Raw genomic sequence first — 25769 nt, 5'->3', positions numbered from 1 at the left:
AGATTCTCATTGATACACATTAGAATTATATAAAGAGAAAAAATGACCACCTTCTAATCAAACACTATTGGAGGTAACCCCTCCCTTTTTCTGTTTTCGTTAATCTCCTTTTCTGAAATATAAGGTAGCTTATATTGATCTGAAAAATAGTAGAAATCACTCCACTCCCAAAACCGCCAAAGATCCATTCTAAATCTACGGTATAACTGTTTGTCTTCGATATTTGAATTTTGGCTTAAGAAATGAGCATATGACTTAGACCTTTGACTATCTGTTTCTCCTTTCAACCTATTTTGATAATAATAGTATGTTCCATTATAGTTGCTGAACTCGATTACTCTAATAAAAAATATCTTTAAATCTGTAAAATTTGTAATATAGACTAATAATCCAAATAAACTAAGGAAAGTTAGTGAACGTATTATATTCTTTTTTTTCATATATCTATAATTTGATTTTGGTTGTTATTAGCTTGCCCCGACTTGTCGGGATGGAATATCCAAACTATATTATGCACATTTTGTTGCAATTGGTGTGCATGCTGCTTCGCGGTCATTCGTATTTGCGTAGTTTTCGCTACATGATTACACCTTTCTTGGGGTCAATTATACGCTCCGCGACAGGAACAACTGGGATAGAAAATATATTTTCATCAGTTTGCTTATAAGACTTCCAATCTACAACTAACTGATGTCGGTTAAATAAAGGATTGTCCCCCCCCGGTTGTAACAGGGTTAATCTGAGACTCGTAAAATGCCTTAGCTTCCGCAATGTTAAGTGCATCTACAAAAACATAAACACATGTATTGCAACTATTTAGAGTAAAAAAAAGTATAACTAAGGAAAATAGTGGCTTAAATTTTATATTCATAACTAGCTTAAAATAAGGTAAGTATTGTTTATAATGTCTGACCTAAAATACCAAATAAATAGTATACTACAAAATCATTTAGTAAAGATACCGCGTTTTACGTCGATGACCTACACACCCCTAACTACCTCCTAATAAACACATTGAAAAATACATAATATCGCTCTCCATTTTTTTATTTATAGAACCTGATTCTACATCAAAGCTTTCCAAATAGTGTTCGCTTACCGGGGTAAAAAGCATTCTTTGTCCAAGAAATAGATCGTAGGCTACACAGTCTTGATTTTTTTACTTAAAAAAACTCTTTCTCAAATCAACAAGACAAAATAACGATGCTAAAACGTTTTTTGTTGTTATTTTAAATAAATTATTGCATCTTGCTTTCTAAAGTTGAATCCTAAAAACCACATAAATTATAATGAAATACTCATGTTTTGCAAAGCACAAACAGTCATGATTATTCCATATGGCCATTAAAAAACAAATTAAATACATATGAAACGCAGAACTTTCATCCAGCAAAGTGCCGTATTAGGAGCTAGCGTATTAGCTAGCAAACTCTCTTTTGCTACAGCGGCAAATACGTTCCCCAATGTACGAGTAGCTGCAGACAAAAGACATTTCAGTAGCCCGGTCATTGAAGATGCCATCAAAGAGTTCCAGAAAAACGTAAAAAACCCAGAACTAGGGTGGTTGTTCAACAACTGTTTCCCCAACACATTGGATACCACTATATACGATGAGTCTACAGCCAATAAGAAGCTTACCTACGTGATAACAGGTGACATTGATGCCATGTGGCTTCGGGATAGCAGTGCCCAAGTATGGCCTTATATTCCTTTTATGAAAAAGGATCCTAAGCTTAAAAACCTTATCCTGGGCTTAATCAACAAGCAGTCCCAATGTATCAATATCGATCCATATGCCAATGCTTTTTACAACGACCCTACTAAAAAAGGAGAGTGGTTTTCAGATCACACAAAAATGAAGCCCGGCATACACGAACGTAAATGGGAGATCGATTCACTATGCTACCCTATCCGACTAGCACACCGCTATTGGAAAGAAACAGGAGACACTACGCCATTCGACGCAGACTGGGTAAAAGCACAGGAAAACACTTATCAGACTTTCGTCGAGCAGCAGCGAAAAGAGAACTTAGGGCCTTACAATTTTTCGAGAACTACCTCTCGTGGTACGGATACATTACAGGTAGATGGATGGGGGTATCCCGTCAACCCTGTTGGTTTGATCTGTTCCAGCTTCCGGCCTTCAGATGACTGTACAATATTCTTATTCTTGATACCGTCCAATCTATTTGCGATAAAGAGCCTACGCCAATCCGCAGAGATTTTACGTAAAATCAATAATATAGAACTAGCAAGCAGGATGGAACGTTTAGCAAATGAAGTTGAGCAGGCAGTACAAAAATATGGTATTATTGACCACCCACAACACGGGCGTGTATACGCATTTGAGGTCGATGGCTTCGGAAGCTATATGATGATGGATGATGCCAATGTCCCTTCTCTCCTTGCATTACCTTATCTCGAATCGGTAGATGTCAAAGACGAAGTATACCAACGTACAAGAAACTACATCTTGTCAAAAAATAATCCGTTTTTCTTTAAAGGTACCGCAGCAGAAGGCGTAGGCGGACCACATATAGGCCGGGATATGATATGGCCTATGGCAATCACTATGCGCGCTTTTACATCAACCAATGACGATGAGATACGTACATGTATCAAGACATTGGCAGCCACGCATGGAGGTACCGGCTTTATGCACGAATCCTTCCATAAAGATGATCCTAAAAAATTCACCCGTCATTGGTTCGCCTGGGCAAATACACTGTTTGGTGAGCTGTTATGGAAAACATATAAAGAAAAACCACATTTATTGGTTTAAAATAACGTTACATTTAATTTTTTTAAGGAGATTTGTACCATGAGTAAGGTACAAATCTCCTTATTTTTATAGCATATGATTAGCGGACCTATTGGCATTTTTGATTCGGGCTACGGTGGATTAACTGTATTTAAAGAAATACAAAAGCAACTACCTCAATATGATTACATATATCTGGGGGACAATGCCCGCGTGCCTTATGGCACCCGCTCCTTCGAAGCCGTTTACGAGTTTACCAAAGAATGCGTATTCAAACTATTCGACCTAGGTTGCAATTTGGTCGTCTTGGCTTGTAATACCGCATCAGCCAAAGCACTACGTACCATTCAACAACACGATCTTCCTCCAGGCAAAAAAGTATTGGGAGTCATACGTCCTACGACCGAGGTCGTAGACAAATACACCAAGACCAACAAAGTAGGCGTTCTAGCCACGCAGGGGACTGTTCTTTCCGGATCTTATAAAATAGAAATCCATAAATTTCATCCCGAAATTGAGGTCTTTCAACATGCCTGTCCCTTTTGGGTTCCACTGGTTGAGAACAATGAGATTTATAGTGAGGGGGCTCACTATTTTGTGCAGAAAGACATCGCCAGCATCTTATCCCTTTCAGATAGTATTGATACCTTAATCCTCGCCTGCACTCATTACCCTTTATTACTCCCTATTATTAAAAAGTATGTCCCGCAAGGCATAAATATACTTTCTCAAGGTTCGTTAGTAGCGAAAAGCCTGGCCGACTATCTCCTACGACATCCCGAAGTAGAAAATTTGTGCCGTAAAGGAGGCCAACTTACATTCTACACCACGGATAGCGCAAAAGAATTTGAAGAGAAGGCTACCATCTTCTTTGGCCAAAAAATCCAGGCAGACCATATTAAAGTATAAAACCTGCCTGAAAATCTGGAGATAGAATTACATCTTGGCATCCATCAACTTATCGGTCTTTGACGATGGAGCACCCAATTTCATTTTGATAACAAAAGCCCGGTTTGATTTAAATTGCTCAGGTAATAGGACATCATAATACGTATTTTTATCGAGATCCAGACCGACATCTGAATGCTTGACCTGTAACGACTTATTATTCGACAACAACGATGCCTCAACGGGGACTTCTTTGGTCTTTTTAGGAACAGCTATACGTACAATATTATTTACCGGTCTACTTATCACCGTGAGATACAGAACATCTCCTTTTTGGGTATAATAGCCTAACTTTGAAACCGGTAAATCGGCATGCCTAACGCCGTAGACAGCCTCCCCGTTTACCTTCATCCAATCACCCAATTCTTTCGCTATCTTATCCTCACCCACATGCATTTTACCATCACCATCAGGTCCAAAATTCAAGACAAAATTTCCATTCATAGAGACAGAATGCATTAACATATCAATGATATCATCAGTTGTCTTAATGTATAGTCCAGACCAATCTTTCATGTATCCCCAACCGTTAGGAGGTATCGTCATGACAGCATCCCAATCGTTACCATCTAGCCATTCAAACTCCTGAGGCAACTTGCGTTCCCAGCCCTGCTCATAGTCCCCAAGTAGCCTACCATTGGTATCAAAGTGTCTAGACCCGTTTTCATCATTTCTAAAGCGGGAACCAATAACCAATCCAGGGTGACGGTCTCTTAATTCCTTTTCCAGTTTATAGGTAAAGTCATAGGCTGATTTCCAGGAAGCATCCCAAGTGCCATCAAACCAAAAGCCTTTGATTTTTGAATAGTTATCAGATAGCTCTATCAATTGGTTGCGCGTATAATCCAAAAAACGGTCAAAACGTTGTTTTTCATCCGCTGTTTGGGGTACTTTACCCATATAATCAGGATTATTCCATTCCAGAATAGAGAAATAAAGATACACGTCTATTCCTTCAGCAGTATACGCATCCACTACCTCTTTTACGATATCTTTACCATACGGGGATTTTGTAATATTATATTCCGAATATTTAGTAGGCCATAGCGCAAATCCGTCGTGGTGTTTGGTTGTAAATATCATATATTTAGCACCCATTTCTTTCGCCTGCTTCGCCCATTTCTTTGCATCAAAGTCCTTCGCTGCAAATTGTTTGTACAGGTTATCATAGGTATTTTTCCAATCCTTTGGAGCAGTTGGTCCGCCCCAACTACGGATCCATTCAGAGGCAGCAGCACCACCACGGGCACTTACCCCTTCCCATTCATTTCCAGGGATAGCATACACCCCCCAATGTATAAACTGCCCCAAACCGTAGTCACGGAAAGCCACCATATTCGCATCGGTACGATGTGCAGGAGTAATCGGCCCATATTTAAGCTGAACCTGCTGCGTGGGCTTTTTCTTTGGCCCAGTCCATTGTGCATGTACAGCTAAACTAGCCATCAGCAGCGATGTTGTAAGTAATAATGTTCTTTTCAGTATTCTCATAATAAATTTAGTATTCAGGATAAAATTTAAAGTCCAACATGTTCATCTTTAGTTACCGATGGTTCACCAACGGCCCTTTTGTATTTGGGATCGTAGTTCCATTTGATTTCATCCCTCGTAACGGTACCATTTGCTGAGCTTTTAACTTCGGCAACAACAGTATTCTCTCCTAATTCCAACTTGACATTTTCAAAAATATAATGAACAGCTGTCGTACCCATTTTATAGCTTTTTACTTCCTTTCCATTCACCTTAAGTACAGGTACCCCTTGATTCGAATACACGGTTATTGGTGTAATCTCATTCCCCCTATTTACCACTCTTCGTTGTGTTATATATACTACAGCAGCTTTACTCCAATTGGCTTTATACCAATAGAAAGCGTCTTTTTTCACCTTTCTATCAAAGGTTACAATACCTTTATAGTTACGCGGATTGACATTTAAACCAGTAATTGGTGTAGCAAATTCAAACGTATTCCATAAATAAGACCCTAATAAAGTTGGGGTTTTAGCGATAACACCCCAATTGATCTCGTGGAATCTAGTCGCAAAATCTTCTGGAAAGAAATCGGGCCTACTGAACTGATTACCAAAATTGCCAGTTACCTCCGCTTGATCTTCAATAACAGCCTCCGCGCCATACTCCGAAAAAATCAATTTATAATCTTTAAATTCCTCAGAAATACGCTTTGCCCAGGTCTCAACATCATCATTTTTTTCCGACTGATTCTCTAACTCTCCGTTATACCAACCGAAGTAATGATTGATTCCCTGCACATCGGCATTGTTATTGACCGCATGATTAACCACGTTATACCCACTTACCTGAACGGTGTATCGGTCAGGATCTTCAGATTTCGCCAGATCATGTAGTTTTGTAGTCAGCTCCACTGTATACGTATTGGGGGTATAAACTTCATTATGTAGGCCCCAGATATAAATCGACGGATGATTAAAATTTTGGCGTATCAGCTCTTTCATTTGCTGCAGAGCATTGTTTTCTTCATACGTGGTTACACGATTTACAAAAGGAATCTCTGCCCATACGATCAATCCCAGGCTATCACACTTAGCGTAAAAATATTCCGATTGCTGATAGTGCGCCAGACGGATACTTGTAGCACCCATTTCCTGAATAATAGCCAGGTCTTCATCGTGATCTGCATTACTCAAGGCTGATCCCTTCCCCAGTCTGTCCTGATGGCGGCAGACACCGTACAACGGGTACTTTATGTCATTCAGAAAAAAACCTTTACTAGCGATTAGTTCAAACTTCCGGATACCCAGCGGCTCCACGATTTCATCAATCACCTGATTATCCTTCTTAATATGCGTTACGACCTTATACAAGTACGGGTCGTCCAATCCCTGCCACAGGTGCGGATTTTTAACATTAATCTCGTACTTTACTTCTTGTCTGCCCTGAGGCAATAACGAATATGGCTCCTTGTAAAATGCCTTAACCTTGCCATCCTTTTCATATATGGTCGTTACGACCTCGATTGGCTGTATTTTTCCGGTCTTATTCTCTAGTTTTACCTTAAAGCCGATATCCGCATTTTTCTTGGATACATTTCTCTGGGTGATGTATACGCCTGAAGACGCAAAATCCGAAGTTGCAATACTTACAGCATCCGTTACAATCAGTTCTACAGGACGATAGATTCCACCATACATCGGAAACAGCGTATGGTTGACAGGAATAACCTGAGGCGTGGCCTCATTGTTCACTTTGACCAATAACTCATTTTCCTGTCCGTATGAAATCATTTCGGTCAGTTCAAATACGAAGGCCGAATACCCCCCTTGGTGACGACCTACAAATTGATAACTATTTGTTAGGGTCTGTTCCGTATAATTGACGAATCCCTTTTCTTGCTTGGTCACAGGAGCTTTTGTATTTAGGTATACCTCCGTATTCGTATTCACACCTTCAAACTTGACAAATACCCGCTTCCCTTTCCAAGATGCTGGCACCGAAAATGACTTTCTATAATAAGCATCTCCAATATAAAACCGTTCGTTGCGGGCAAAGCTACCTACCTTGATATCTTTCAACTGCATATCGTTGGCATTCCAGGTATGAGGTACCTGTACTGTTTGCCATTTGCCTTGAAATATGGCACCAAATTGCATTCTCTCATCGGCAAATGGCCCCTTCTTAAACGCCCAGTCCGAATTAAAAGGAATAACTTCTCGCGCAAAAGACCATTGAAGCAAACAAAACAAACACAAACTCAATAAGGAAGTAATTCTCATGTTTTAGATCGTAATAATAAATTTAGCTATAAAATTGTTTAAGGGTCACTCTCAAATATAATGACTACCGTATGAAAGTAAAAACAACAAGATTATCATCCTTGACTTTTGAGCGTTAAAACCTGCAAAATACACCTCCCAAAACCTATAAAACGAAACTATATCGTTTGAGTGGAATTTCGTAAAGTAACCGGAATGTTGCATTACTTGACAGGTATGGCGATATTCCACGATTTTGTTCCTTTATCGAACCCTCCAGATTCATCCATTGTGGCGAAAAACAAACAAATAAGCTTTTAATTATTTGTTTTTCCAGAAGAACAGGTCTACAAATTCGGAATCGATATACTTCCATACAATGGAAAAGTCCCTTTTTTAGGAGAGTCTAAATAGAAAAGCCTTCGAACAATGATTGTTCGAAGGCTTTTCTATAAAACCGATACAAATACTACCTATTCTGCAGGGCCAGGGCGTACAATTTCATCTGTTTGACCATAGACAACAAACCGTTCGCACGTGTTGGAGAAAGGTGATCCTTAAGCCCTATCTGATCGATAAAATACAAATCCGTATCAACGATTTCTTTCGGGGTATGCCCCGACAATACTTTGACCATCAAACTCACCAAACCTTTTGTAATCAACGCATCACTATCGGCGGTAAAATAAAGTTTTCCCTCTTTCAGTTCTGGGTACAACCATACTTTAGATTGACAGCCTTTGATAATATATTGGTCCTGTTTGTACTGTTCTTCAATCAGAGGTAACTCTTTACCTAACTGAATGATATATTCATATTTTTCCATCCAATCCGAATAGAAAGCAAAGTCTTCAATTAATTCGTCCTGTATCTCGTTTATTGTCATTTTCATTAAAAAGTTAGAAAGTTAAGGAGTTAAATACCAAGTACCAATCACTACTTTAGCATACTTAAAGCCCTTCTTAGTCCAGCCACCAAGGTATCCACATCTTCTTTGGTATTATACATAGCTAAACTAGCACGTACTGTACCAGGTATCTGCAATTGATCCATGATAGGTTGTGCACAGTGATGTCCTGTACGTACGGCAATTCCCAATTTATCTAAAATCACACCGATATCATAAGGATGTACACCGTCTACCACAAAAGAAATAACTGAAGATTTTTTGTCTGCCGTACCGATAAGACGAAGCCCTTCAACCTCGTTCAATCGAGCTGTGGCATAAGCCAATAGTTCATCTTCATAAGCCTTTATATTATCGATACCTATTTCCGTGATATAATCAATGGCGGCAGCCAGACATATACCCGCTTCAATATTGGGTGTTCCAGCCTCAAACTTAAAAGGGAGTTCATTATAAGTAGTCTTCTCAAAAGAGACATCTTTAATCATATCGCCACCACCCTGATAAGGAGGCATGGCATTCAACCACTCCGCTTTCCCATACAATACACCTACCCCTGTTGGCGCATACATCTTGTGACCAGAGAAAACTAGAAAATCCACATCTAGCTGTTGTACATCTATTGCGATATGTTGTATTGCCTGAGCAGCATCCAATAGCACAGGTGTTCCATTTTTATGAGCCAAAGCGATAATCTCTTCTACCGGATTAACAGTACCTAGTGCATTAGATACATAAGTGACGGAAACAATCTTCGTTTTTTCGGAAAGCAGCTTACGATAGGCCTCCATATCCAAAACACCACGTTCATCCATTGGAATCACCTTCAGTACAGCTCCCTTCTCCTCACACAACATCTGCCAAGGCACGATATTCGAATGGTGCTCCATAGCCGAAATAATGATCTCATCTCCCGTGCCAATAAATGCTTTACCATAACATTGGGCGACCAAATTGATACTATCCGTAGTTCCTTTCGTGATAATAATCTCGACCTCTTCTTCAGCATTTATAAAGTCTTTCACTTTACGTCTGGTTACTTCAAAAGCATCCGTAGATATCTGGCTTAAGTAGTGAACTCCCCGATGCACATTCGAGTTCATGTCCGAGTAATAATGAATGATGGCATCGATCACCGACTGCGGTTTTTGCGTAGTCGCACCATTGTCCAAATATACCAGAGGCTTACCATTCACCTCTCGCTTTAACAATGGAAAATCAGCACGTACTTTATGGATATCAAATGTTTTCAAGACGTTTCTATGTAAATTTTGAGGTACAAAGTTACTATATATATAACCAAATAGTATCAAGATAGTGTATTCTTTTTGGTTTTATGGTATGCAATAAGGTTATGAATGGTATGTTACTTTTTAGGAACCATTAAAATATCTTTTGTCCTTGCCTGGACGGGGCCTTCATTATTTTTCATTGTGTTTGTTTTTTAAAGGCATTCAAGAGCCTCTTCGAGGGTTTGCTTGATGAATAAAGAAGCAAACAAATCAAGACGGTGTACCCAATGTTCATCACAGCACGTAAAGCTATCAAGGCGGTTTCCTAGATCTCCATTGAGCTTGCCCATCCCGTGACTGGAACCGAGCTTGCGAGCTCACTGTAGGTAAATCCATATCTACTGCAAGATGTATCGTTGTGAAACGATAGCTTTACGGCCTTTGACTCCATATGCTACAAGGCTCTTTTTAATCAGTTTACATTGGTTGTTCGCGCTTCCTGACAGTTTAGCAAATGCCACCTTGGTGGGTTGCCAATAGTAGGAATGGTGATCCGTTGTGGCAAGCCGGCACAGTGACGAGTTTTTTGCATACTTTTTTGCGGAAAAAAGTATGGGCCAGTCACGGCCTAAGTGACAAAAGCAATGGTTCTTATAAAAACCCTATATACCCCCAAACCATACAATCAACCCAAAATTAACACATAAAGGTTTTTTTGCATGCATTATTGAATACAAAGCATTTTATGTAAATTTGTACTAATTATGCAAGAGAAACCCTTAAATATACCAGAAGGATCAAGGAAAGAAGTAATGACTTATCTAGAGCCTTTCATGCTCAACGAGATGAGTGAGTATTTAAAGCCTGTGGAGCAGATGTGGCAACCTGCCGATTTTCTCCCAGACTCCTCACGCAGTACCTTTTTTGAAGAGGTTAGGGATCTACAGGAAAGTGCAAAAGAACTTCCTTATGATTTGGTGGCCGTACTCATTGGTGATACCATCACCGAAGAAGCTTTACCAACCTACGAATCTTGGTTGACCATGGTGGAAGATGTAGAGAAAAACGAACAAGGTGGTTGGATGAAATGGGTTCGTGCCTGGACTGCTGAAGAGAACAGACACGGAGACTTGCTGAACAAATATCTCTACCTTTCAGGTAGAATCAACATGCGCGAATTTGAGATGAGCACGCAATATCTAATCGCTGATGGTTTTGATATTGGTACAGGTGCAGACCCTTACCGTAACTTTATATACACCTCTTTCCAAGAGCTTGCTACTAACGTTTCCCACCGCCGTGTTGCGGGAATATCCAAAAAAAGCGGAGATAAATTATTAGCCAAAATGTGTGGTGTTATTGCAGCCGATGAAGCAAGACATGCCAAAGCCTACATGTCGTTCATCTCAAAAGCAATGACCGTAGATCCAAGTGAAGTTATGTTGGCTTTTGAAGATATGATGCGCAAGAAAATTGTAATGCCTGCACACTTCTTAAGAGAATCAGGAGGTCCCCAAGGCGGAGCTTTCGCACATTTTTCAGATGCTGCACAACGTCTAGACGTCTATACGGCCCTAGATTATGTCGAGATCCTGAAAGAGCTCATCAACGAATGGAAAATCGATCAAGTAGCCGGATTGAATGAACAAGGGGAAAAGGCCAGAGATTATTTAATGAAACTACCGGATCGCTTGACGAGATTAGCCGACCGGATCAAAATACCAGATCTACAATACAAATTCAAGTGGATATATGGATAAAAGGAAAAGCTTCCGTCACTTATAAATGACGGAAGCTTTTTTAAGCAACACACAAAAATCCTGTCCTAAGACAACTTCCTTTAGGTTAGCAATATGGTAAATTTGCTAGTATAAACGATGAAGTTATGAACAATTTCTACAAAACTATCTACATCAATACAACCGTAGACAAAGTGTACAACGCATTAACCCGGCAAATCTCTTTGTGGTGGACGGTAATGTTTACCGGAAATGCCGACCACCAAGACTGTAGTTTTACCCTCCGATTTGGCAAGAATGTCTTTAAAACCATGCAAGTAAAACAACTGTCACCGGCCAGAAAGGTCGTTTGGGTTGTTACCGATGCTTTGCTGAACATTCCCGAGCTCAAAAATAAAAAAGAATGGATAGATACGATCATCATTTGGGAAATCGCTCCTCAGATAAATGGCAGCAAATTGCAATTGACCCACCAGGGCTTACACCCAGCTGTTGAATGCTATACCATATGTGCGGATGGTTGGCGACAGTTCTTAAGCAGCCTACAACAATTTCTTGAAACAGGCAAAGGGAATCCCTATCAGACATCAAATTAAATCAGTAATACCTACCCCAATTTTTGAATAATACCCTTTACTGAATCAAATTCGATCCCTTTTCAATATATATAAATTCAAAACAAATAAAAACCTTTAAAATCTGTTCTTCTCTCATCAAGACATCGTCTCGAAGCAGCCCCCCATCCAACAAAGCCTCTGGGACTCCATCGCAAGAATAAAAACTTTTTTTTCACCTCATTCCAATCGCAAAAGAGATCAATAACCTCTGTATGTGCAATGTCACACCAATCAATTAATGAGTGCAGCCTTACACCCTCTGGGATAAAATCAACCGTACATTTTAGATAAGTCTTAACCTCAATATCAATCAGCTGATACAGCAGAAGCAAACCGGTATAATCCACCAGCAAAAGAGGAACACACTAAATCCTATGAGCCGGAGCCAAACACAATGATTAGCTTATTAAAAGCAATTAGAACTATTAGAAGAGACCAAACAACTTCAATCTGAAAAAATCGCGCGGTTAGAGAAGGAGTTAGCTGACTCAAAAATATAATCCTATATTGAATCACTCGTAAAAACATTCACTAAATGTGATACAGACCAAACCATCGGATAAACTAAAGCAGACTCAATGGACACAAAATGCAGCAGCTGATTTCGGAACGGCAAGTGCAGCAAGAGCGGTAATACCCCGTGCTTTTAGAGCAGTACATCGCGATATGTACGACAACGAAATGCACAACAAACTGGTTCAATACATGCTCCGAGTACTGCGTGGAAATATGAAATGCAAGCAAGGTTTATTACAAGTCAAACACAGCAACATCCAACGGTTGGTCGACTTTCAGTTTAACAATAATTGCCATATCTATGACCAAATATACTTTACGCCGCAGATAACATTTGCAAAAAAGGCAGTAAGACGGTAGAACTCCCCGCATTGGATGCGCAGCGAAACTTCAATATACCGAATAAATGTAGTCACCTCATCATGTAAATTGATGTCATAGCCATAGATTTTAGCATAAAACAGAGCACCTCTATTGGAAATATAGAGATCAAGTTAGCGCGTTATAGCGAAAATGATTCACATGTCAGTCCACAAACACATGTTTTCGAGGTCAAGAATAAACAATACGACTGCGTCCTGATAAACATGTCGACAATTTACCTTACACAGGAAAGTGGTTTTGATGCCCTACTTAACACCGCGAAACCTTTAATCCTGCAGGAATTATCGCCGCATACAATATAGGCTCATAATACAACAAAGCCTACCCTTAATCATTTTGACAGATAGGCGCCGTCATTGCCATCGAGCTAATAAGCAACCCATCCCTACTATAACAACGATAGTACCGATAAATGTCTCCGACAGTATTACGCTGGTATGACTTTTCATACCGTCAAAGTGAAAAACAATAATTATATTTGTCACACTAATTATTGTTATGCTAAACGAAAAATACAACCAGTACTCTTTTATACTGGATAGGACAGCGAAAAAAGTAAAACAATATGCACAAAGTGCATTTACGTTGTATCAGTTTGACCTTACAGTAGATCAGTGGACTGTACTACGTACGATTTTTGAAAAACCTGATCTGACGAACAAAGAAATGGCAGAGCTGTGCGGTAAAGACCAACCTACACTAACTAGAATCATTGATTTATTGATTAAGAAAGAGCTTGCTGAACGGATAACAAATACGTCGGACCGCCGGGCTTTACACTTGCAGATTACAGCAAAAGGAAAAAGTAAAATACAGGAAATTGCACCTAAAGTAGCTCACTTCCGCATGCAGGCATGGAAGAACCTGAACGACGATGATTTCGCTCAATTTACTAGGATATTAAATACCATATACGATAACTTAACACAAAAATAAAATCATGATACAAACGGATATTTGCATTATTGGTGCCGGGCCCGTAGGCCTATTTGCAGTTTTTGAAGCTGGTTTGTTGAAAATGCGTTGCCATCTGATCGATGTGTTACCACAAGTAGGAGGTCAACTCTCTGAGATATATCCACACAAGCCCATTTACGATATCCCTGGATACCCGATTGTCAAAGCACAGGAGCTGATAGACAATCAGATGGAACAGATAAAACCCTTCGACCCCACATTTACATTGGGCGAACGCGTAGATAAAGTGGAGAAGCAAGAAGATGGTTCTTATATCGTGACCACTTCCGATAACACACAGGTGCACTGTCAGGTCATTGCAATAGCAGGTGGTTTAGGTTGTTTTGAACCGAGGAAACCCGAACTGGAGGGTATTACAACCTTCGAACGTAGGGGGATAGACTATATGGTCAAAAATCCGGAAACCTACCGAGACAAAACGCTTGTCATTGCAGGTGGTGGCGATTCAGCCCTCGATTGGACAATATATCTAAGTGATTACGCAAAAAAAGTGACATTAGTACACCGTAGCGATAGCTTCCGAGGTGCACCGGACTCCGCTGATAAAGTATACGATCTGGCACAAAAAGGAAAAATCGATTTATTACTTTCTCATAACCTACTGAGTGCCCACGGCAATGGATCGCTATCGCATGTTAAAGTTGCAAATAAAGGAAAAGAAGAGTTCTTACTGGAGACAGACTACCTAATACCGCTATATGGGCTAACCCCGAAATTAGGACCAATTGCAGATTGGGGGTTAAACATCGACAAAAATGCAATAGAAGTCAACACGTTCGACTATTCGACTAATGTAGAGCGCATATATGCCATAGGCGATATCAACACCTACCCTGGCAAGCTAAAATTGATCCTATGTGGATACCACGAAGCAACACTGATGGTACAATCCGCATTTAAATATGTTTATCCCGATCAAAAACTAAGTTTTAAATATACAACTGTCAACGGAGTGAATGCTTTTTAGGGAAAAGTGATAAAGTTATAAGGTTACATGGTTATAAAGGTTACAAGGTTTTAAAAGACAAATAAATTAACTACCATAATCCTATAACTTCATAACCTCTATAACTTCATAACTACCATAACTACCAAAACTCAATTTAATAAAAATGGAAAACCACATCATCGAAATAGAAATTGAAGACCGCGATGGCAGTACAGAGACCATCGAAGTCCCTACGGATGTCAACTTAAGTTTAATGGAAATTCTCAAAGCATCCGGCTATGAAGTGCTGGCAACCTGTGGAGGGATGGCACTATGCGCCACCTGTCATGTCGAAATCAAAGCGGGGGCAGGCCAACTTCCCCATGCTGAGGATCAAGAGCTTGACATGCTAGACACCCTACCTGATACGGATAGCAACAGTAGGCTAGCCTGCCAAATTCGATTAACGGATCAAAATCAAGGGCTATCGATTAGACTACGCGGTGCATTGCAATAAAGTGTGTACAAAAAACACTAAGACATTCTTGTTTAAACAACTAGAATTACCTTTATAGACTAGTCAACGCTGTTTTAATTGCAAAAACAAGGGCATATCAATAAAATTTTGCTATTGAAATATTATATTTTTTTAAGATATTTGCATTAAAATTTAAAACAATAAAACTAAACGATATATGTTGTTGAATCGTACAGAACGTTCTTTCCCTCGGGTAATCATTATTGGTGGAGGCTTTGGAGGTGTGGAAGTTGCGCGTAAGCTTAAAGACAAAGAGGTGGAAGTAGTGTTGATCGATCGAAACAATTTTCACGTGTTCCAACCGTTAATGTATCAAGTCGCTACGGGAACCTTAGCCGCTGATGCCATTTCTTTTCCGATCCGTAAAATGTTCAAATCACAGTCCAATTTCCGATTCCGTATGGCGGAAGTACTGCGTATTGACAAAGACAAAAAAGAAGTACACACTTCGGTAGGAACTTATGATTACGATTACCTGGTTATTGCAACCGGTGCAACATCAAACTTCTTTGGTAATACGGAAGTCGAAAAATACTCTCTTCCAATGAAAAGTATTCGAGAAGCTCTAAATATCCGTAGTTATGTATTACAAAATCTCGAAGAAGCAGTACTTCGCAAAAACATTTCTGATCGCGAACGTTACCTTAACTTTGTAGTAGTAGGTGGTGGTCCGACAGGTGTCGAGCTTTCCGGTGCTATCGCCGAAATTCAATTGCACATGCTGAAGAAAGATTATCCAGAACTTTCTGAAAATGAAATGAAGGTATATCTTGTAGAAGGTACAGGCAAAATATTAGGCGCACTTTCAGAAAAATCATCCCGTGATGCCGAACGCTACCTAAAAGAATTGGGAGTCAAAGTAATGGTCAACACACAGGTGACAGGTTACGACGGTAATACGATCACGTTCAACAACGGCGAAAGTATCGCAACCAAAACCGTTATATGGGGAGCAGGAGTAAAAGGACAATTCCCAGAAGGCATACATGCTGATTACATCGAAAGGGGAAATCGTATCCGAACCAATGGACAGTGTCAGGTAGAAGGATTTGATGGTATTTACGCTATCGGCGATGTATCAGCAATGATTACCGAGGAGACACCTCGCGGGCTTCCAGGTGTAGCACCAGCAGCACAGCAACAAGGTAAATACGTTGCCCAACACATCATGAACATCCTTTCTGGAAAGCCTAACGAAGAGAATTTCAAGTACTTTGACAAAGGGTCTATGGCTACAGTCGGCCGTAACAGAGCTGTTGTAGATATGGGTAAATTCCATATGAAAGGATTCATCGCATGGATGACTTGGATGTTTGTCCACTTGGTATCCATCTTCGGGTTCCGCAATAGATTAATAACTTTTGTCAACTGGACACTCAAGTTCTTCACGAAAAACTCAGGAATCAGATTGATTACACATCGTTACGACAGACCGCAACCAGTCAATAACGCAAAAGAACAGAAAGTTTAAGACCAGTCAAAGCAAGACCATTTTAACAGAAATAATAAAGGGGGGATTTTATAAAATCCCCCCTTTATTATTGATGACCCGATGTTAGTTAAAAGGTAATCGAATTGAGCTTTTTATCCACTAACAGACCGTCGACAGCCTTCAGATTAAAACTTACATTCCGTTTTGCTTTCAACTTAATCTTAAACAAAACTTCAGAGCCATTTAACGTCTCTTTGTTTCCAAGATTCACAAAAGTAGGGTACAAAAATTTACTACCATTGGTATGAAGACGGTCATTGGTATAATTATTCATCGTCTTCATATGTAGCGACTCCACACCTACAAATTCAAAATCTCCATTATTGTAAGGCAAGGCAAAACTAAGTGCATTGACAGCTTTGAGGTTTTCTCCCGTTACGCTCACCTCTACAATCTCTCCAGCTTTCAATACAGTTCTAGAGGGGAGCAATTTCAACACACCAGCTACCTGCTCGTCTTTGGCAGGCTTAGCCCCTCCTTCAATAACAACTGCGACATTCGAAATATCATAGGCATCTATTAGATTATTTTTATTCACATCACCATTACTTACATAACCCTCGAAATCACCATCTCCCATCCGTAATCCCGTATAATTAATATACGACGTCAGGTCATTCTGATCAATAAGACGGTCATTATTGATATCCCCCGGCAAATAACTCGAAGATCCCGGAACCTTAAAAACATAAAGCTCCCGACCAGATCCAAAGCCACCTACAGCTTCTGTAACCGATATTTTAATAAAACGCGCTACGGGGTGATTATTGAAATTAAAGCGCTTCATTTCCCCATCGCGCTTCCATTCAAAGCTACCTGCTTCTGTCCAGTTGCTTTTATCGTTACTATAAGAAACCGTCCCCTTTTGAAGGATGCCGTTTCCGCCATCTGTCCTCGGAAGATACTCAAACTTGTCTAACTGGTTGACGGACCTAAGATCCAAAACCAGCTCAAATGGAACAGCTTTTTGTCCCCATTTGGTATGCCACATATCTCCCTCATCGTAGTTAAACAGCTTATTGATTCCGCTTCCACCCTGATTATCCACCGACGTTTCAGCTTGAATGCCTTCGATAGCAAACTCCAACGGATTAGCTTTAGTTTTAGCCGTAAATGTACTCCAATCCGACACACCCGACCTATTCACCGCTCTAATTTTAAAAACATAGTCACTTTCTGCTTCCAGATTCTCGAAAAGTAACTGATTCCCCTGGATTGTCGAGTAAATCAAATCGATAAACGCAATTTCATAATAGTCGGCATTTGCTATCTTTTCCCATTGTGGCAACAATGTATAGGCTTGCCTACTACTATCTGGCACTACCGCTTTAGGCATAGCCAATGCTCCTGTCTGTGACAGGTATTTATCCACCGGTGCATACTCAAAACCGTCGACCTGTATTTCAAAGGTTGTCGCAGAAACATCTTGTTTACCAATACGCACCAAGACCATTGGATTTTTGATCAGACTGGTTTTCTCAAACTCGGAACCTTTAGTAGCAAATTTGTTTAAATCCGGCTGGGCATCATAAAAGTAAACGTTGTCCGTGTTATTAAACGCTGCCAACGAATGTACTTCCTGAAGCTTTACACCTTTTTTATTCACCTTCACAACAACTTTTTTGGGCGCTTCTGTTACATTGAAACGGACCTCCGTAGATTTCATTCTTTCAAATCCCTCAAAATCACCTTCGGATGGGGCAATCGTGAACAAGGCTTTATTTCCCGCCAAGACCGAAGTAATTTTCGTATGCACACCTTTTCCATAACGATAAGCTTCGGTCTTACCATCATCGTCATACTCCGTAAAATTCGAATTTCCGAACGGATAAACTTCATAAATACGGTGATCTTTCTTTATCTCCAATATGTTATTGTTCGGACTCGTCAATGGAATAATAGCCCCGTTTTTCACAAAAACAGGTAATTTCCAAATGGGAGTTTTAAAATCGTTAATAACACGGTTTCCCTCGTACTTATCGCCAGTGAAGTAATCTATCCATTCCCCCTCTGGCAGATAGATACCGTTGCGGATATCGTTACCTTCCTCATCTACATTTGTCTCTTTATAGATGGGCGCGACCAAAAAACTCGGTCCATACATATACTGATATTGTGTAGACTTGCCTAAAGTATATGGATTTGCCTGTTCTAAGAACATAGCCCGTATCATAGGTAGACCATCGATGGCCTGCTTAGCAAGACTATAGCTATAAGGAACCAGTTGTGATTTCAATTTTAGGTAAAAGCGATTGATCGAAGTAGCGGGTTCGCCCAACGCATGAGGGTATTTCTCATTGGAGCCCCAGCCGTCCATATTTAGTTCCATAGGCGTCCAGGTTTTCCACTGAAAATCCCGAATATTGACCTTAAAATTTTTACCACCAAAGATCCCATCCATATCGGAAGTAATATTTGGTTGGCCTGAAAGCCCGGAGCCTATATAGGTAGGAATATGGAATCGTATGTACTCCCACACCCCTCCTGTCTGATCACCAGACCAGATTCCCGCATAACGCTGAGTTCCTGCCCATCCATCCAAAGAGATGATAAATGGACGTGCATTATTACCGTAGTAAGGCATAGTATGTCCTACATCTGCCACTCCATTCAAACCAAAGGAATACCCCGGGCCTACCCATGCTACGTCCGTCTTTAGCACACGTACCCCTGCATCGCGCACCTCTTTTACAATATCCCGCTGTAGTAAAGCACTAATACTATCCTTGGGGTGCAGATCAGACTGTGTCCACAACCCTATTTCCACGCCATTTTTACGCGCGTAATCACCAAATTCTTTTAGATTTTTGATATTCCCATCCAGCGTTTCAGTTTGACCATATCCTGCCCCATAGCCATCGTTGGGCAATATCCAACCCAAAGGCATATCATGAGCTTTATAACGGTCGATAACCGCCCGAGCTGAAAACTGGTAATTATTTTCTGCTCCATTCAATGATTCTTTAACACCGCCATTATCCTTTTGGCTCTCTTTATAACGCTTACCATCCTCGAAAAGAATTCCTTTTTCGTCCGCTATCCAGTAGTCTCGGTTATAGGCATTCAAGTGCCCCTGGTACAAACCAAATTTTGGTAGTAGAACAGGATTGCCCGTCAATTGATAAAAGTCATTCAACAAAGGAACAGCGCCATCGCTTATCATAAAAAAGACATCCAAATAGTCCGTATCGTGAGACAGACGCACGGTTCCTTTTGACTTCGCACCAAAGGCATAACTACCTTTTTTAAAAGTATGCCACATAAAACCATAGCCGTTGGTTGACCAAAAGTAAGGTGTAGGCGATGCCACGCCACCATCCGTCCAACTATTCTGGTTTTCAATCGCTATAGTTTTTCCTTTATGTGAAAATCTCCCATTCTGAACTCCCCCACCAAAAAAATACTCCTCCTCACCTTCCTTCAATTCGATGGTCACTTGCTTTTCTTCGAAAGTAATAGGTTTTAGGCTTTCTACAACTACCCGGTTATTCTGCCTGTTTAAAATCCGGAAATGCGAAGTCTCTTTGTCTATTGTAAATTCAATATCCTTTGTCGTTATCGTTACCTGATTCCCAGTTTCCTTTACTTCGAGTTGATCGACACCTCTTCGGGGTTGTTCAACCAGAATCTTGGCTTCCGGTTTTGCTTCCGGATCGCGGATGATTCCTCCCTTTACATCCTGAAACATTCTGAAAACATGATTACCATAAAAATCCAAAGTCAGTCTCTGAAGGTTGTCATATACAATCTCTACTGTTGTCGGATTTATTTTCTGAACAGCAATAATCTTACTGTTTTTATCGATACGCTGTACGCTAACAATAGGAGGATTTGCACTGAGTTTGGCAGGTTGAAAAATAAATGGAGAAGCCAATCCTACCAACAAACTGACTTGTGCTTTGGCAATCCAAAAAGATACCTTCATACGCGTGGTTTATAATAATGAATAGCCATTTTGTATTGTAATCCATGCGATACAAACACTTGGCTTTTATATTTAACGAAACAATAATACAATAGTATCTCCAAGTAAAAAAGCGTCAACAGGATGCAAACGATTGTCTAATAATAATGTTGCATACGCACTATCCTACCCCAAGTAATAAAAATAAAGAAGAAATCCTTCCTATAAAAAAAGAGATGTATTCCGAAACAACTTAAGTTTATTAACTTTGAATAACCTTCAAAATAGAATAGATATGGACAACAAAACGATAGCGCGCACCTTTAAGCTTTGCGGACAACTCATGGAACTACACAATGAAAATCCATTCCGTAGTAAAGCCATAGCTAGTGCTTCGTTCAAGGTGGACAAGCTACCCTTCCAAGCAGCAGAAGCAAGCCTGGAAAAACTAAGTGAGCAGCCGGGAATAGGAAAAAGTACTGCCGAGAAAATAAAACAGATCGTAACCACTTGTACTTTTCCCGAATTGGATGAACTTTTGACCAAAACTCCGGAAGGGATCTTAGAAATGCTCAAAATCAAAGGTCTTGGACCTAAAAAGATACAGATTATATGGAATGATCTAGCTATAGAGACCGTAGGTGAGCTTTATTACGCCTGCAATGAGAATCGCCTCATTGAAGCCAAAGGCTTCGGCTTAAAAACACAAGAAGATATTAAAAAGGCCATTGAATTTTCGATGGCAAACCAAGGCTGGTTTTTATATGCAAAAGTCATTGCATCAGCAGACACTGTATTAACGCATCTCAGAAAAGCCTTACCCGACAACCAAGTAGAGTTCACCGGTGAATTCCGCAGAAAATGTGAGGTACTGTCACAGGTAGAACTAATTATCGATACCGATATCGCGACTATCCGTAAGGCCGTGACTACACTCCAAAATGAAGTAGCTATCGAAGAAGACACCGATCAGCTTTCATTTAAGGATGAAAATACCTGTCCTTTCGTTATTTATTCCTCTACCCCTTCGTCCTTTGCGCACGACTGGCTGATACGCACAGGATCTGAAGATCATTTGGCTCTTTTAAAGGCGCTGAGCACAGCAATACCTACGGGCGATACAGAAGCTGATATCTATAAAAATCTGGGCTTAGACTACATCCTTCCCGAACTGAGAGAAGGTCTAGATGAGGTCAGCCTCGCTCATAGACAACAACTACCGCAACTTATCGAGTTTGGTGACCTGAAAGGCACGCTGCACAACCACTCCACCTACTCGGACGGCGTTCACTCGTTAAAAGAAATGGCACTATATTGCAAGGATAACTTGGGGCTTTCCTACTTCGGGATATGCGATCACTCTAAGACTGCCGTGTATGCAAACGGCCTGACGGTTGATCGCTTAGAACAACAGTGGGCGGAAATTGACAAACTCAATACCGAACTTGCCCCCTTCCGGATATTCAAAGGTATCGAGAGCGACATCTTATCCGATGGATCTCTTGATTATTCCGATGATATCTTGGCTAAATTTGACTTTGTTGTCGCTTCTGTACACAGCAACCTAAAGATGGATGAGGAAAAAGCTACTGCTCGTCTCATCAAAGCCATTGAAAATCCATATACGACCATATTGGGGCATCCTACAGGAAGGCTTCTTCTGGCACGTGCGGGCTATCCCTTAGATTTCAAAAAAATAATCGATGCCTGTGCTGCAAACCAAGTCGTCATTGAAATCAATGCGAACCCACTACGCTTGGATTTGGACTGGCGTTGGCATCGATATGCATTAGAAAAAGGCGTAATTCTCTCCATTAACCCCGATGCACACCGTACCGAAGGTTTACTAGACATGCATTACGGTATACACGTAGCCCGTAAAGGGGGCTTGACAAAAGAAAGGTGTCTGAATGGCTTTACGCTGCAAGAAATTTCGACTTATTTTACAAATCGCAAGGTTAAAATTTAAGAACACCGCTTATAAAAAAAGCCATCCGAAACAAACGGATGGCTTTTTTTATAAGCGGTAAAGTAAACTACTTATCCTTCAATACTTGGAATAGTAACCACTTCGTTAGTATCTGCTTCATAATTTACTTCAGGGAAGTTAAAGCCGAACAAATGGAAGAATTCGTCACGGTACCCTTGAATATCCGAAATTTCCTCTAAATTTTCTGTCGTCGCTTGTTCCCAAAGTTTCGCAACTTCTTCCTGTACATCATCGCGCATTTCCCAATCGTCAACACGGATACGTCCTTTTTCATCCAAAGCAAGTTGTCCATCAGCACTGTAAAGGCGCTCTGCAAACAAACGTTGCATCTGCTCAATCGTACCCTCATGGATTCCTTTTTCTTTCATTACTTTATAAAGCAAGGAAATGTACAAAGGAACTACAGGTATAGCCGAGCTTGATTGCGTAACCAATGCTTTATTGACAGAGACATATGAAACTCCGTTAAGATCTTTTAACAAGTCGTTGATCACAGGAACTGTACCTTCTAAATCATCTTTTGCTTTACCAATCGTACCGTTTCTGTAGATAGGGTAGGTAAGCTCAGGACCGATGTAGGAATAAGCTACAGTTTTTACACCGTCTGCCAATACACCCGCAGCCTTCATATCCTCAATCCAGAATTTCCAATCCTCGCCGCCCATTACTGCAATCGTGTTAGCAATATCTTCTTCGTTCTCCACCGGTTGAATCGAAATATCCGAAACCACACCCGCATGAAAATCTACTGTCTTATTGGTAAAAGATTGTGCTATAGGTTTTAAAACAGAAGCATGTGCTACACCTGTTTTAGGATGTGTACGTCTTGGAGAAGCCAAAGAGTAAACAATTAAATCTACTTGACCTAAATCTTTCTTGATCAACTCTATAGTCTGCTTTTTGATATCATCTGAAAATGCATCGCCATTGATACTCTTAGCATACAAACCTGCCGCGTGCGCTTCTTTTTCAAATGCAGCAGTATTATACCATCCAGCAGTACCTGGTTTACCCTCTGCAGCTGGTTTTTCGAAAAAGACACCGATAGTAGCTGCATCTGAACCGAATGCAGCACTGATACGTGAAGCCAAACCAAAGCCAGTAGAAGCTCCTACGACCAATACTTTCTTAGGACCATTACTTATTTTACCTTTCGATTTAACATATTCAATTTGGTTTTTCACATTTTGTGCCGTTCCTTCAGGATGTGAAGTCAAACAGATAAAACCTCTTACGCGTGGTTGAATAATCATATTTAATACTTAGATGTTAATGATGTTAACAAAGGTACAAACTTATATAAAATGCTTTGAATTCAAGCAATAGGTCGCACAAAAAGTTAACAAGGACATAAAATCAAAAGGCTTTCGAAAACGAAAGCCTTTTGATTTTATTGCTACTTTACGTGTGCTCTAAGCATCCATGCTGTTTTTTCATGCTTGGCAAGCACACCCACCAAAAAATCTTCCGTCCCGGCATCACCATGTTTATCCACCACATCAATATATTCACGGATGGTAATGATCAGGCTTTCATAATCTCCCAGTAACTCCTTAATATACCCTTGACTATCATTCTTACCATACTTCATTTCAGTTAGCTGCGTCAATTCCAAAAACTGCTTCATCGTGCCTACAGCATAGTGTCCAATAGCCCGCACACGCTCAGCGACCTCATCGATCAACTCAGCTAATTCATCATACAATCCTTCAAAAAACAAATGTTGTGCATGAAAATCTACGCCTTCAATATTCCAGTGTGCGTTACGCACCTTAATGTACAACACGTTTTCATCTGCCAACAACTTGTTCAATAGAGCCGCCACAGCAGCTGTATCTTTTTCTTTAATTCCTATGTTTGCTTTCATATAATTGTATTTAATTGTTAATGATTAATGTTTGTCCACTTCATGCCCCGTAACTTTGTCACTTTTATAACCTTGTCTCCCCTATCAACCTTAATAAGCACTAGCCTCATTCAATTTCTTTAAGCTTTCAGTATCTAGGCTGATATCGATTGCCTGTACAAAAGCATCCAAATGTGCTCCTTTAGTTGCACTTGCAATAGGAGCTGTAACCGTTCTTTGCGCCAACAACCATGCTAATGCTACCGCCGACACGGATATTCCATAAGTTAGCGATACATCATCCAATGCCTTCAAGATACGTCGCCCACGTTCATTCCAATATTTCTTCTGAATCCCCTCTCCCCGAACGGACTTTCCAAAATCAGCATCCGAAGTATACTTGCCTGTTAAAAAACCACTCGCTAATGAATAATACGGAATAACACCAATTTGTTTTTCAAAAGCTATTTTTTCGTACAAATTTTCGAATTTCGCACGATCATACAGGTTGTATTCAGGCTGTAATGAGACATAAGAAGCGATCTGTTTAGTATCCGATACCTCTAAACTCTCTATAAGACGCTCAGGAGATATATTTGAAGCTCCTATATAACGTACTTTTCCAGCATTAATCAAATCCTCATAAGCCCTTAAAGTCTCTTCTACAGCAGTAACCTCATCATCATAATGCGTTTGATAAAGGTCGATATAGTCCGTTTGCAATCGACGTAGCGAATGTTCAACCTGTTCTTTGATATAAGCACCCTGGACATTCGGCTTCGTATCATAGCCGAATCGTCCCCCCACCTTTGTCATAAGAACAACCTTATTCCTACATCCACGCCTGTGTAACCAATTTCCAATTATAGCCTCAGACTCACCTCCTTTGTTCGTTGGAACCCAATGTGAATAGTTATTAGCCGTATCAATCGCATTAAATCCCAAATCTAGAAAACTATCCAAGATATTGTAAGAACCCTCCTCATCTAATGTCCAGCCAAATACATTTCCACCAAAAATCAAAGGTGCTATAGTAAGAGAAGAGCTTCCCAATTGCCTTTTATCCATCATAAATCTATCGTTTTTCAAATATTACAAGTTACCGATTTTTCGAGTCATTTCAGAACTTACCATGTAATATTTAAGTCAGTTAATGATGCTATGATCATGTTCTCTTGTGGTCTACCTATCGAATTCGCCTCATAATTAGATAATTAAACAACTTCATTCCTTGTTAACTCGATAACTTATTAACTAC

The 25769-nt window shown here is 40.2% G+C and carries 19 protein-coding genes; 10 read left to right on the top strand and 9 right to left on the bottom strand.

Features of this window, described 5'->3' with window-relative positions; genetic code table 11:
* Window positions 1-53: 53 nt before the first annotated feature.
* Window positions 54-440, bottom strand: a complete 387-nt coding sequence (locus G7B20_RS17665) for a hypothetical protein (protein WP_164112735.1) — start codon at window positions 438-440, stop codon at window positions 54-56.
* Window positions 441-1366: 926 nt separating this feature from the next.
* Here G7B20_RS17665 and G7B20_RS17660 point away from each other — a divergent pair.
* Both G7B20_RS17660 and murI read left to right on the top strand, forming a co-directional pair.
* Window positions 1367-2782 carry a glycoside hydrolase family 125 protein gene (locus G7B20_RS17660; protein WP_164112734.1) on the top strand — a complete coding sequence of 472 codons (1416 nt, stop codon included), beginning with the start codon at window positions 1367-1369 and terminating at the stop codon, window positions 2780-2782.
* Window positions 2783-2857: 75 nt separating this feature from the next.
* Window positions 2858-3670 (top strand): glutamate racemase, encoded by an 813-nt coding sequence (gene murI / locus G7B20_RS17655; protein ID WP_164112733.1) that lies wholly within the window; start codon window positions 2858-2860, stop codon window positions 3668-3670.
* A gap of 27 nt (window positions 3671-3697) precedes the next feature.
* Here the strand turns inward: murI and G7B20_RS17650 are convergent, their stop codons facing one another.
* The 4 genes from G7B20_RS17650 to G7B20_RS17635 form a co-directional block, all read right to left on the bottom strand.
* Window positions 3698-5200: an alpha-L-fucosidase gene (locus tag G7B20_RS17650; protein WP_164112732.1), complete on the bottom strand. Its 1503-nt coding sequence runs from the start codon at window positions 5198-5200 to the stop codon at window positions 3698-3700.
* A 26-nt stretch (window positions 5201-5226) separates the two neighbouring features.
* Window positions 5227-7461: a glycoside hydrolase family 2 protein gene (locus G7B20_RS17645; RefSeq protein WP_164112731.1), complete on the bottom strand. Its 2235-nt coding sequence runs from the start codon at window positions 7459-7461 to the stop codon at window positions 5227-5229.
* 448 nt (window positions 7462-7909) lie between these two features.
* The gene (locus G7B20_RS17640; protein WP_262886572.1) at window positions 7910-8332 is read right to left on the bottom strand and encodes a SufE family protein; all 423 of its coding nucleotides are present in this window, start codon (window positions 8330-8332) and stop codon (window positions 7910-7912) included.
* A gap of 44 nt (window positions 8333-8376) precedes the next feature.
* Complete coding sequence (locus G7B20_RS17635) at window positions 8377-9600, bottom strand: cysteine desulfurase (RefSeq protein WP_164112730.1); 1224 nt, start codon at window positions 9598-9600, stop codon at window positions 8377-8379.
* Between the two features lie 743 nt (window positions 9601-10343).
* On the opposite strand from G7B20_RS17635, the gene G7B20_RS17630 reads away from it, so the two are divergent.
* The 7 genes from G7B20_RS17630 (at window position 10344) to G7B20_RS17600 (ending at window position 16750) form a co-directional block, all read left to right on the top strand.
* On the top strand, window positions 10344-11339 hold the full coding sequence (locus G7B20_RS17630; protein WP_164112729.1) for an acyl-ACP desaturase: 996 nt from the start codon (window positions 10344-10346) through the stop codon (window positions 11337-11339).
* A gap of 125 nt (window positions 11340-11464) precedes the next feature.
* On the top strand, window positions 11465-11914 hold the full coding sequence (locus G7B20_RS17625; protein ID WP_164112728.1) for an SRPBCC family protein: 450 nt from the start codon (window positions 11465-11467) through the stop codon (window positions 11912-11914).
* A 558-nt stretch (window positions 11915-12472) separates the two neighbouring features.
* The gene (locus G7B20_RS17620) at window positions 12473-12811 is read left to right on the top strand and encodes a hypothetical protein (protein WP_164112727.1); all 339 of its coding nucleotides are present in this window, start codon (window positions 12473-12475) and stop codon (window positions 12809-12811) included.
* A 522-nt stretch (window positions 12812-13333) separates the two neighbouring features.
* Window positions 13334-13771, top strand: a complete 438-nt coding sequence (locus tag G7B20_RS17615; RefSeq protein WP_164112726.1) for a MarR family winged helix-turn-helix transcriptional regulator — start codon at window positions 13334-13336, stop codon at window positions 13769-13771.
* A gap of 4 nt (window positions 13772-13775) precedes the next feature.
* Window positions 13776-14780: an NAD(P)/FAD-dependent oxidoreductase gene (locus G7B20_RS17610; RefSeq protein ID WP_164112725.1), complete on the top strand. Its 1005-nt coding sequence runs from the start codon at window positions 13776-13778 to the stop codon at window positions 14778-14780.
* A gap of 145 nt (window positions 14781-14925) precedes the next feature.
* Window positions 14926-15258 (top strand): 2Fe-2S iron-sulfur cluster-binding protein, encoded by a 333-nt coding sequence (locus G7B20_RS17605; RefSeq protein WP_164112724.1) that lies wholly within the window; start codon window positions 14926-14928, stop codon window positions 15256-15258.
* Window positions 15259-15436: 178 nt separating this feature from the next.
* Window positions 15437-16750, top strand: coding sequence for an NAD(P)/FAD-dependent oxidoreductase (locus G7B20_RS17600; protein ID WP_164112723.1), 1314 nt, complete (start codon window positions 15437-15439; stop codon window positions 16748-16750).
* 88 nt (window positions 16751-16838) lie between these two features.
* Here the strand turns inward: G7B20_RS17600 and G7B20_RS17595 are convergent, their stop codons facing one another.
* On the bottom strand, window positions 16839-20696 hold the full coding sequence (locus G7B20_RS17595) for a TIM-barrel domain-containing protein (RefSeq protein WP_164112722.1): 3858 nt from the start codon (window positions 20694-20696) through the stop codon (window positions 16839-16841).
* 274 nt (window positions 20697-20970) lie between these two features.
* Between G7B20_RS17595 and G7B20_RS17590 the strand changes: the two genes are divergently transcribed.
* On the top strand, window positions 20971-22644 hold the full coding sequence (locus G7B20_RS17590; RefSeq protein ID WP_164112721.1) for a DNA polymerase/3'-5' exonuclease PolX: 1674 nt from the start codon (window positions 20971-20973) through the stop codon (window positions 22642-22644).
* 71 nt (window positions 22645-22715) lie between these two features.
* On the opposite strand, the gene fabV is transcribed toward G7B20_RS17590, so the two are convergent.
* The 3 genes from fabV to G7B20_RS17575 all read right to left on the bottom strand — a co-directional run bounded on the left by fabV (window position 22716) and on the right by G7B20_RS17575 (window position 25582).
* Complete coding sequence (fabV, locus tag G7B20_RS17585) at window positions 22716-23918, bottom strand: enoyl-ACP reductase FabV (RefSeq protein WP_079642060.1); 1203 nt, start codon at window positions 23916-23918, stop codon at window positions 22716-22718.
* A gap of 143 nt (window positions 23919-24061) precedes the next feature.
* Window positions 24062-24532, bottom strand: coding sequence for a Dps family protein (locus G7B20_RS17580; protein WP_164112720.1), 471 nt, complete (start codon window positions 24530-24532; stop codon window positions 24062-24064).
* Between the two features lie 90 nt (window positions 24533-24622).
* Window positions 24623-25582 carry an aldo/keto reductase gene (locus G7B20_RS17575; protein ID WP_317164255.1) on the bottom strand — a complete coding sequence of 320 codons (960 nt, stop codon included), beginning with the start codon at window positions 25580-25582 and terminating at the stop codon, window positions 24623-24625.
* Window positions 25583-25769 lie beyond the last annotated feature (187 nt).

The organism is Sphingobacterium sp. xlx-96, from assembly GCF_011007365.1.
In the GTDB taxonomy this organism is placed as follows: domain Bacteria; phylum Bacteroidota; class Bacteroidia; order Sphingobacteriales; family Sphingobacteriaceae; genus Sphingobacterium; species Sphingobacterium luzhongxinii.
The sequence above is the reverse complement of the archived record's forward strand: the minus strand, read 5'-3'. Positions and strand labels throughout refer to the sequence as shown.

What these genes read in the sequence shown, in the direction of transcription:
- G7B20_RS17665 (WP_164112735.1), bottom strand. Translation starts at nt 440, where the DNA reads ATGAAAAAAAAGAATATAATACGTTCACTAACTTTCCTTAGTTTATTT.
- G7B20_RS17660 (WP_164112734.1), top strand. Translation starts at nt 1,367, where the DNA reads ATGAAACGCAGAACTTTCATCCAGCAAAGTGCCGTATTAGGAGCTAGC.
- murI (WP_164112733.1), top strand. Translation starts at nt 2,858, where the DNA reads ATGATTAGCGGACCTATTGGCATTTTTGATTCGGGCTACGGTGGATTA.
- G7B20_RS17650 (WP_164112732.1), bottom strand. Translation starts at nt 5,200, where the DNA reads ATGAGAATACTGAAAAGAACATTATTACTTACAACATCGCTGCTGATG.
- G7B20_RS17645 (WP_164112731.1), bottom strand. Translation starts at nt 7,461, where the DNA reads ATGAGAATTACTTCCTTATTGAGTTTGTGTTTGTTTTGTTTGCTTCAA.
- G7B20_RS17640 (WP_262886572.1), bottom strand. Translation starts at nt 8,332, where the DNA reads ATGAAAATGACAATAAACGAGATACAGGACGAATTAATTGAAGACTTT.
- G7B20_RS17630 (WP_164112729.1), top strand. Translation starts at nt 10,344, where the DNA reads ATGCAAGAGAAACCCTTAAATATACCAGAAGGATCAAGGAAAGAAGTA.
- G7B20_RS17625 (WP_164112728.1), top strand. Translation starts at nt 11,465, where the DNA reads ATGAACAATTTCTACAAAACTATCTACATCAATACAACCGTAGACAAA.
- G7B20_RS17615 (WP_164112726.1), top strand. Translation starts at nt 13,334, where the DNA reads ATGCTAAACGAAAAATACAACCAGTACTCTTTTATACTGGATAGGACA.
- G7B20_RS17610 (WP_164112725.1), top strand. Translation starts at nt 13,776, where the DNA reads ATGATACAAACGGATATTTGCATTATTGGTGCCGGGCCCGTAGGCCTA.
- G7B20_RS17605 (WP_164112724.1), top strand. Translation starts at nt 14,926, where the DNA reads ATGGAAAACCACATCATCGAAATAGAAATTGAAGACCGCGATGGCAGT.
- G7B20_RS17600 (WP_164112723.1), top strand. Translation starts at nt 15,437, where the DNA reads ATGTTGTTGAATCGTACAGAACGTTCTTTCCCTCGGGTAATCATTATT.
- G7B20_RS17595 (WP_164112722.1), bottom strand. Translation starts at nt 20,696, where the DNA reads ATGAAGGTATCTTTTTGGATTGCCAAAGCACAAGTCAGTTTGTTGGTA.
- G7B20_RS17590 (WP_164112721.1), top strand. Translation starts at nt 20,971, where the DNA reads ATGGACAACAAAACGATAGCGCGCACCTTTAAGCTTTGCGGACAACTC.
- fabV (WP_079642060.1), bottom strand. Translation starts at nt 23,918, where the DNA reads ATGATTATTCAACCACGCGTAAGAGGTTTTATCTGTTTGACTTCACAT.
- G7B20_RS17580 (WP_164112720.1), bottom strand. Translation starts at nt 24,532, where the DNA reads ATGAAAGCAAACATAGGAATTAAAGAAAAAGATACAGCTGCTGTGGCG.
- G7B20_RS17575 (WP_317164255.1), bottom strand. Translation starts at nt 25,582, where the DNA reads ATGATGGATAAAAGGCAATTGGGAAGCTCTTCTCTTACTATAGCACCT.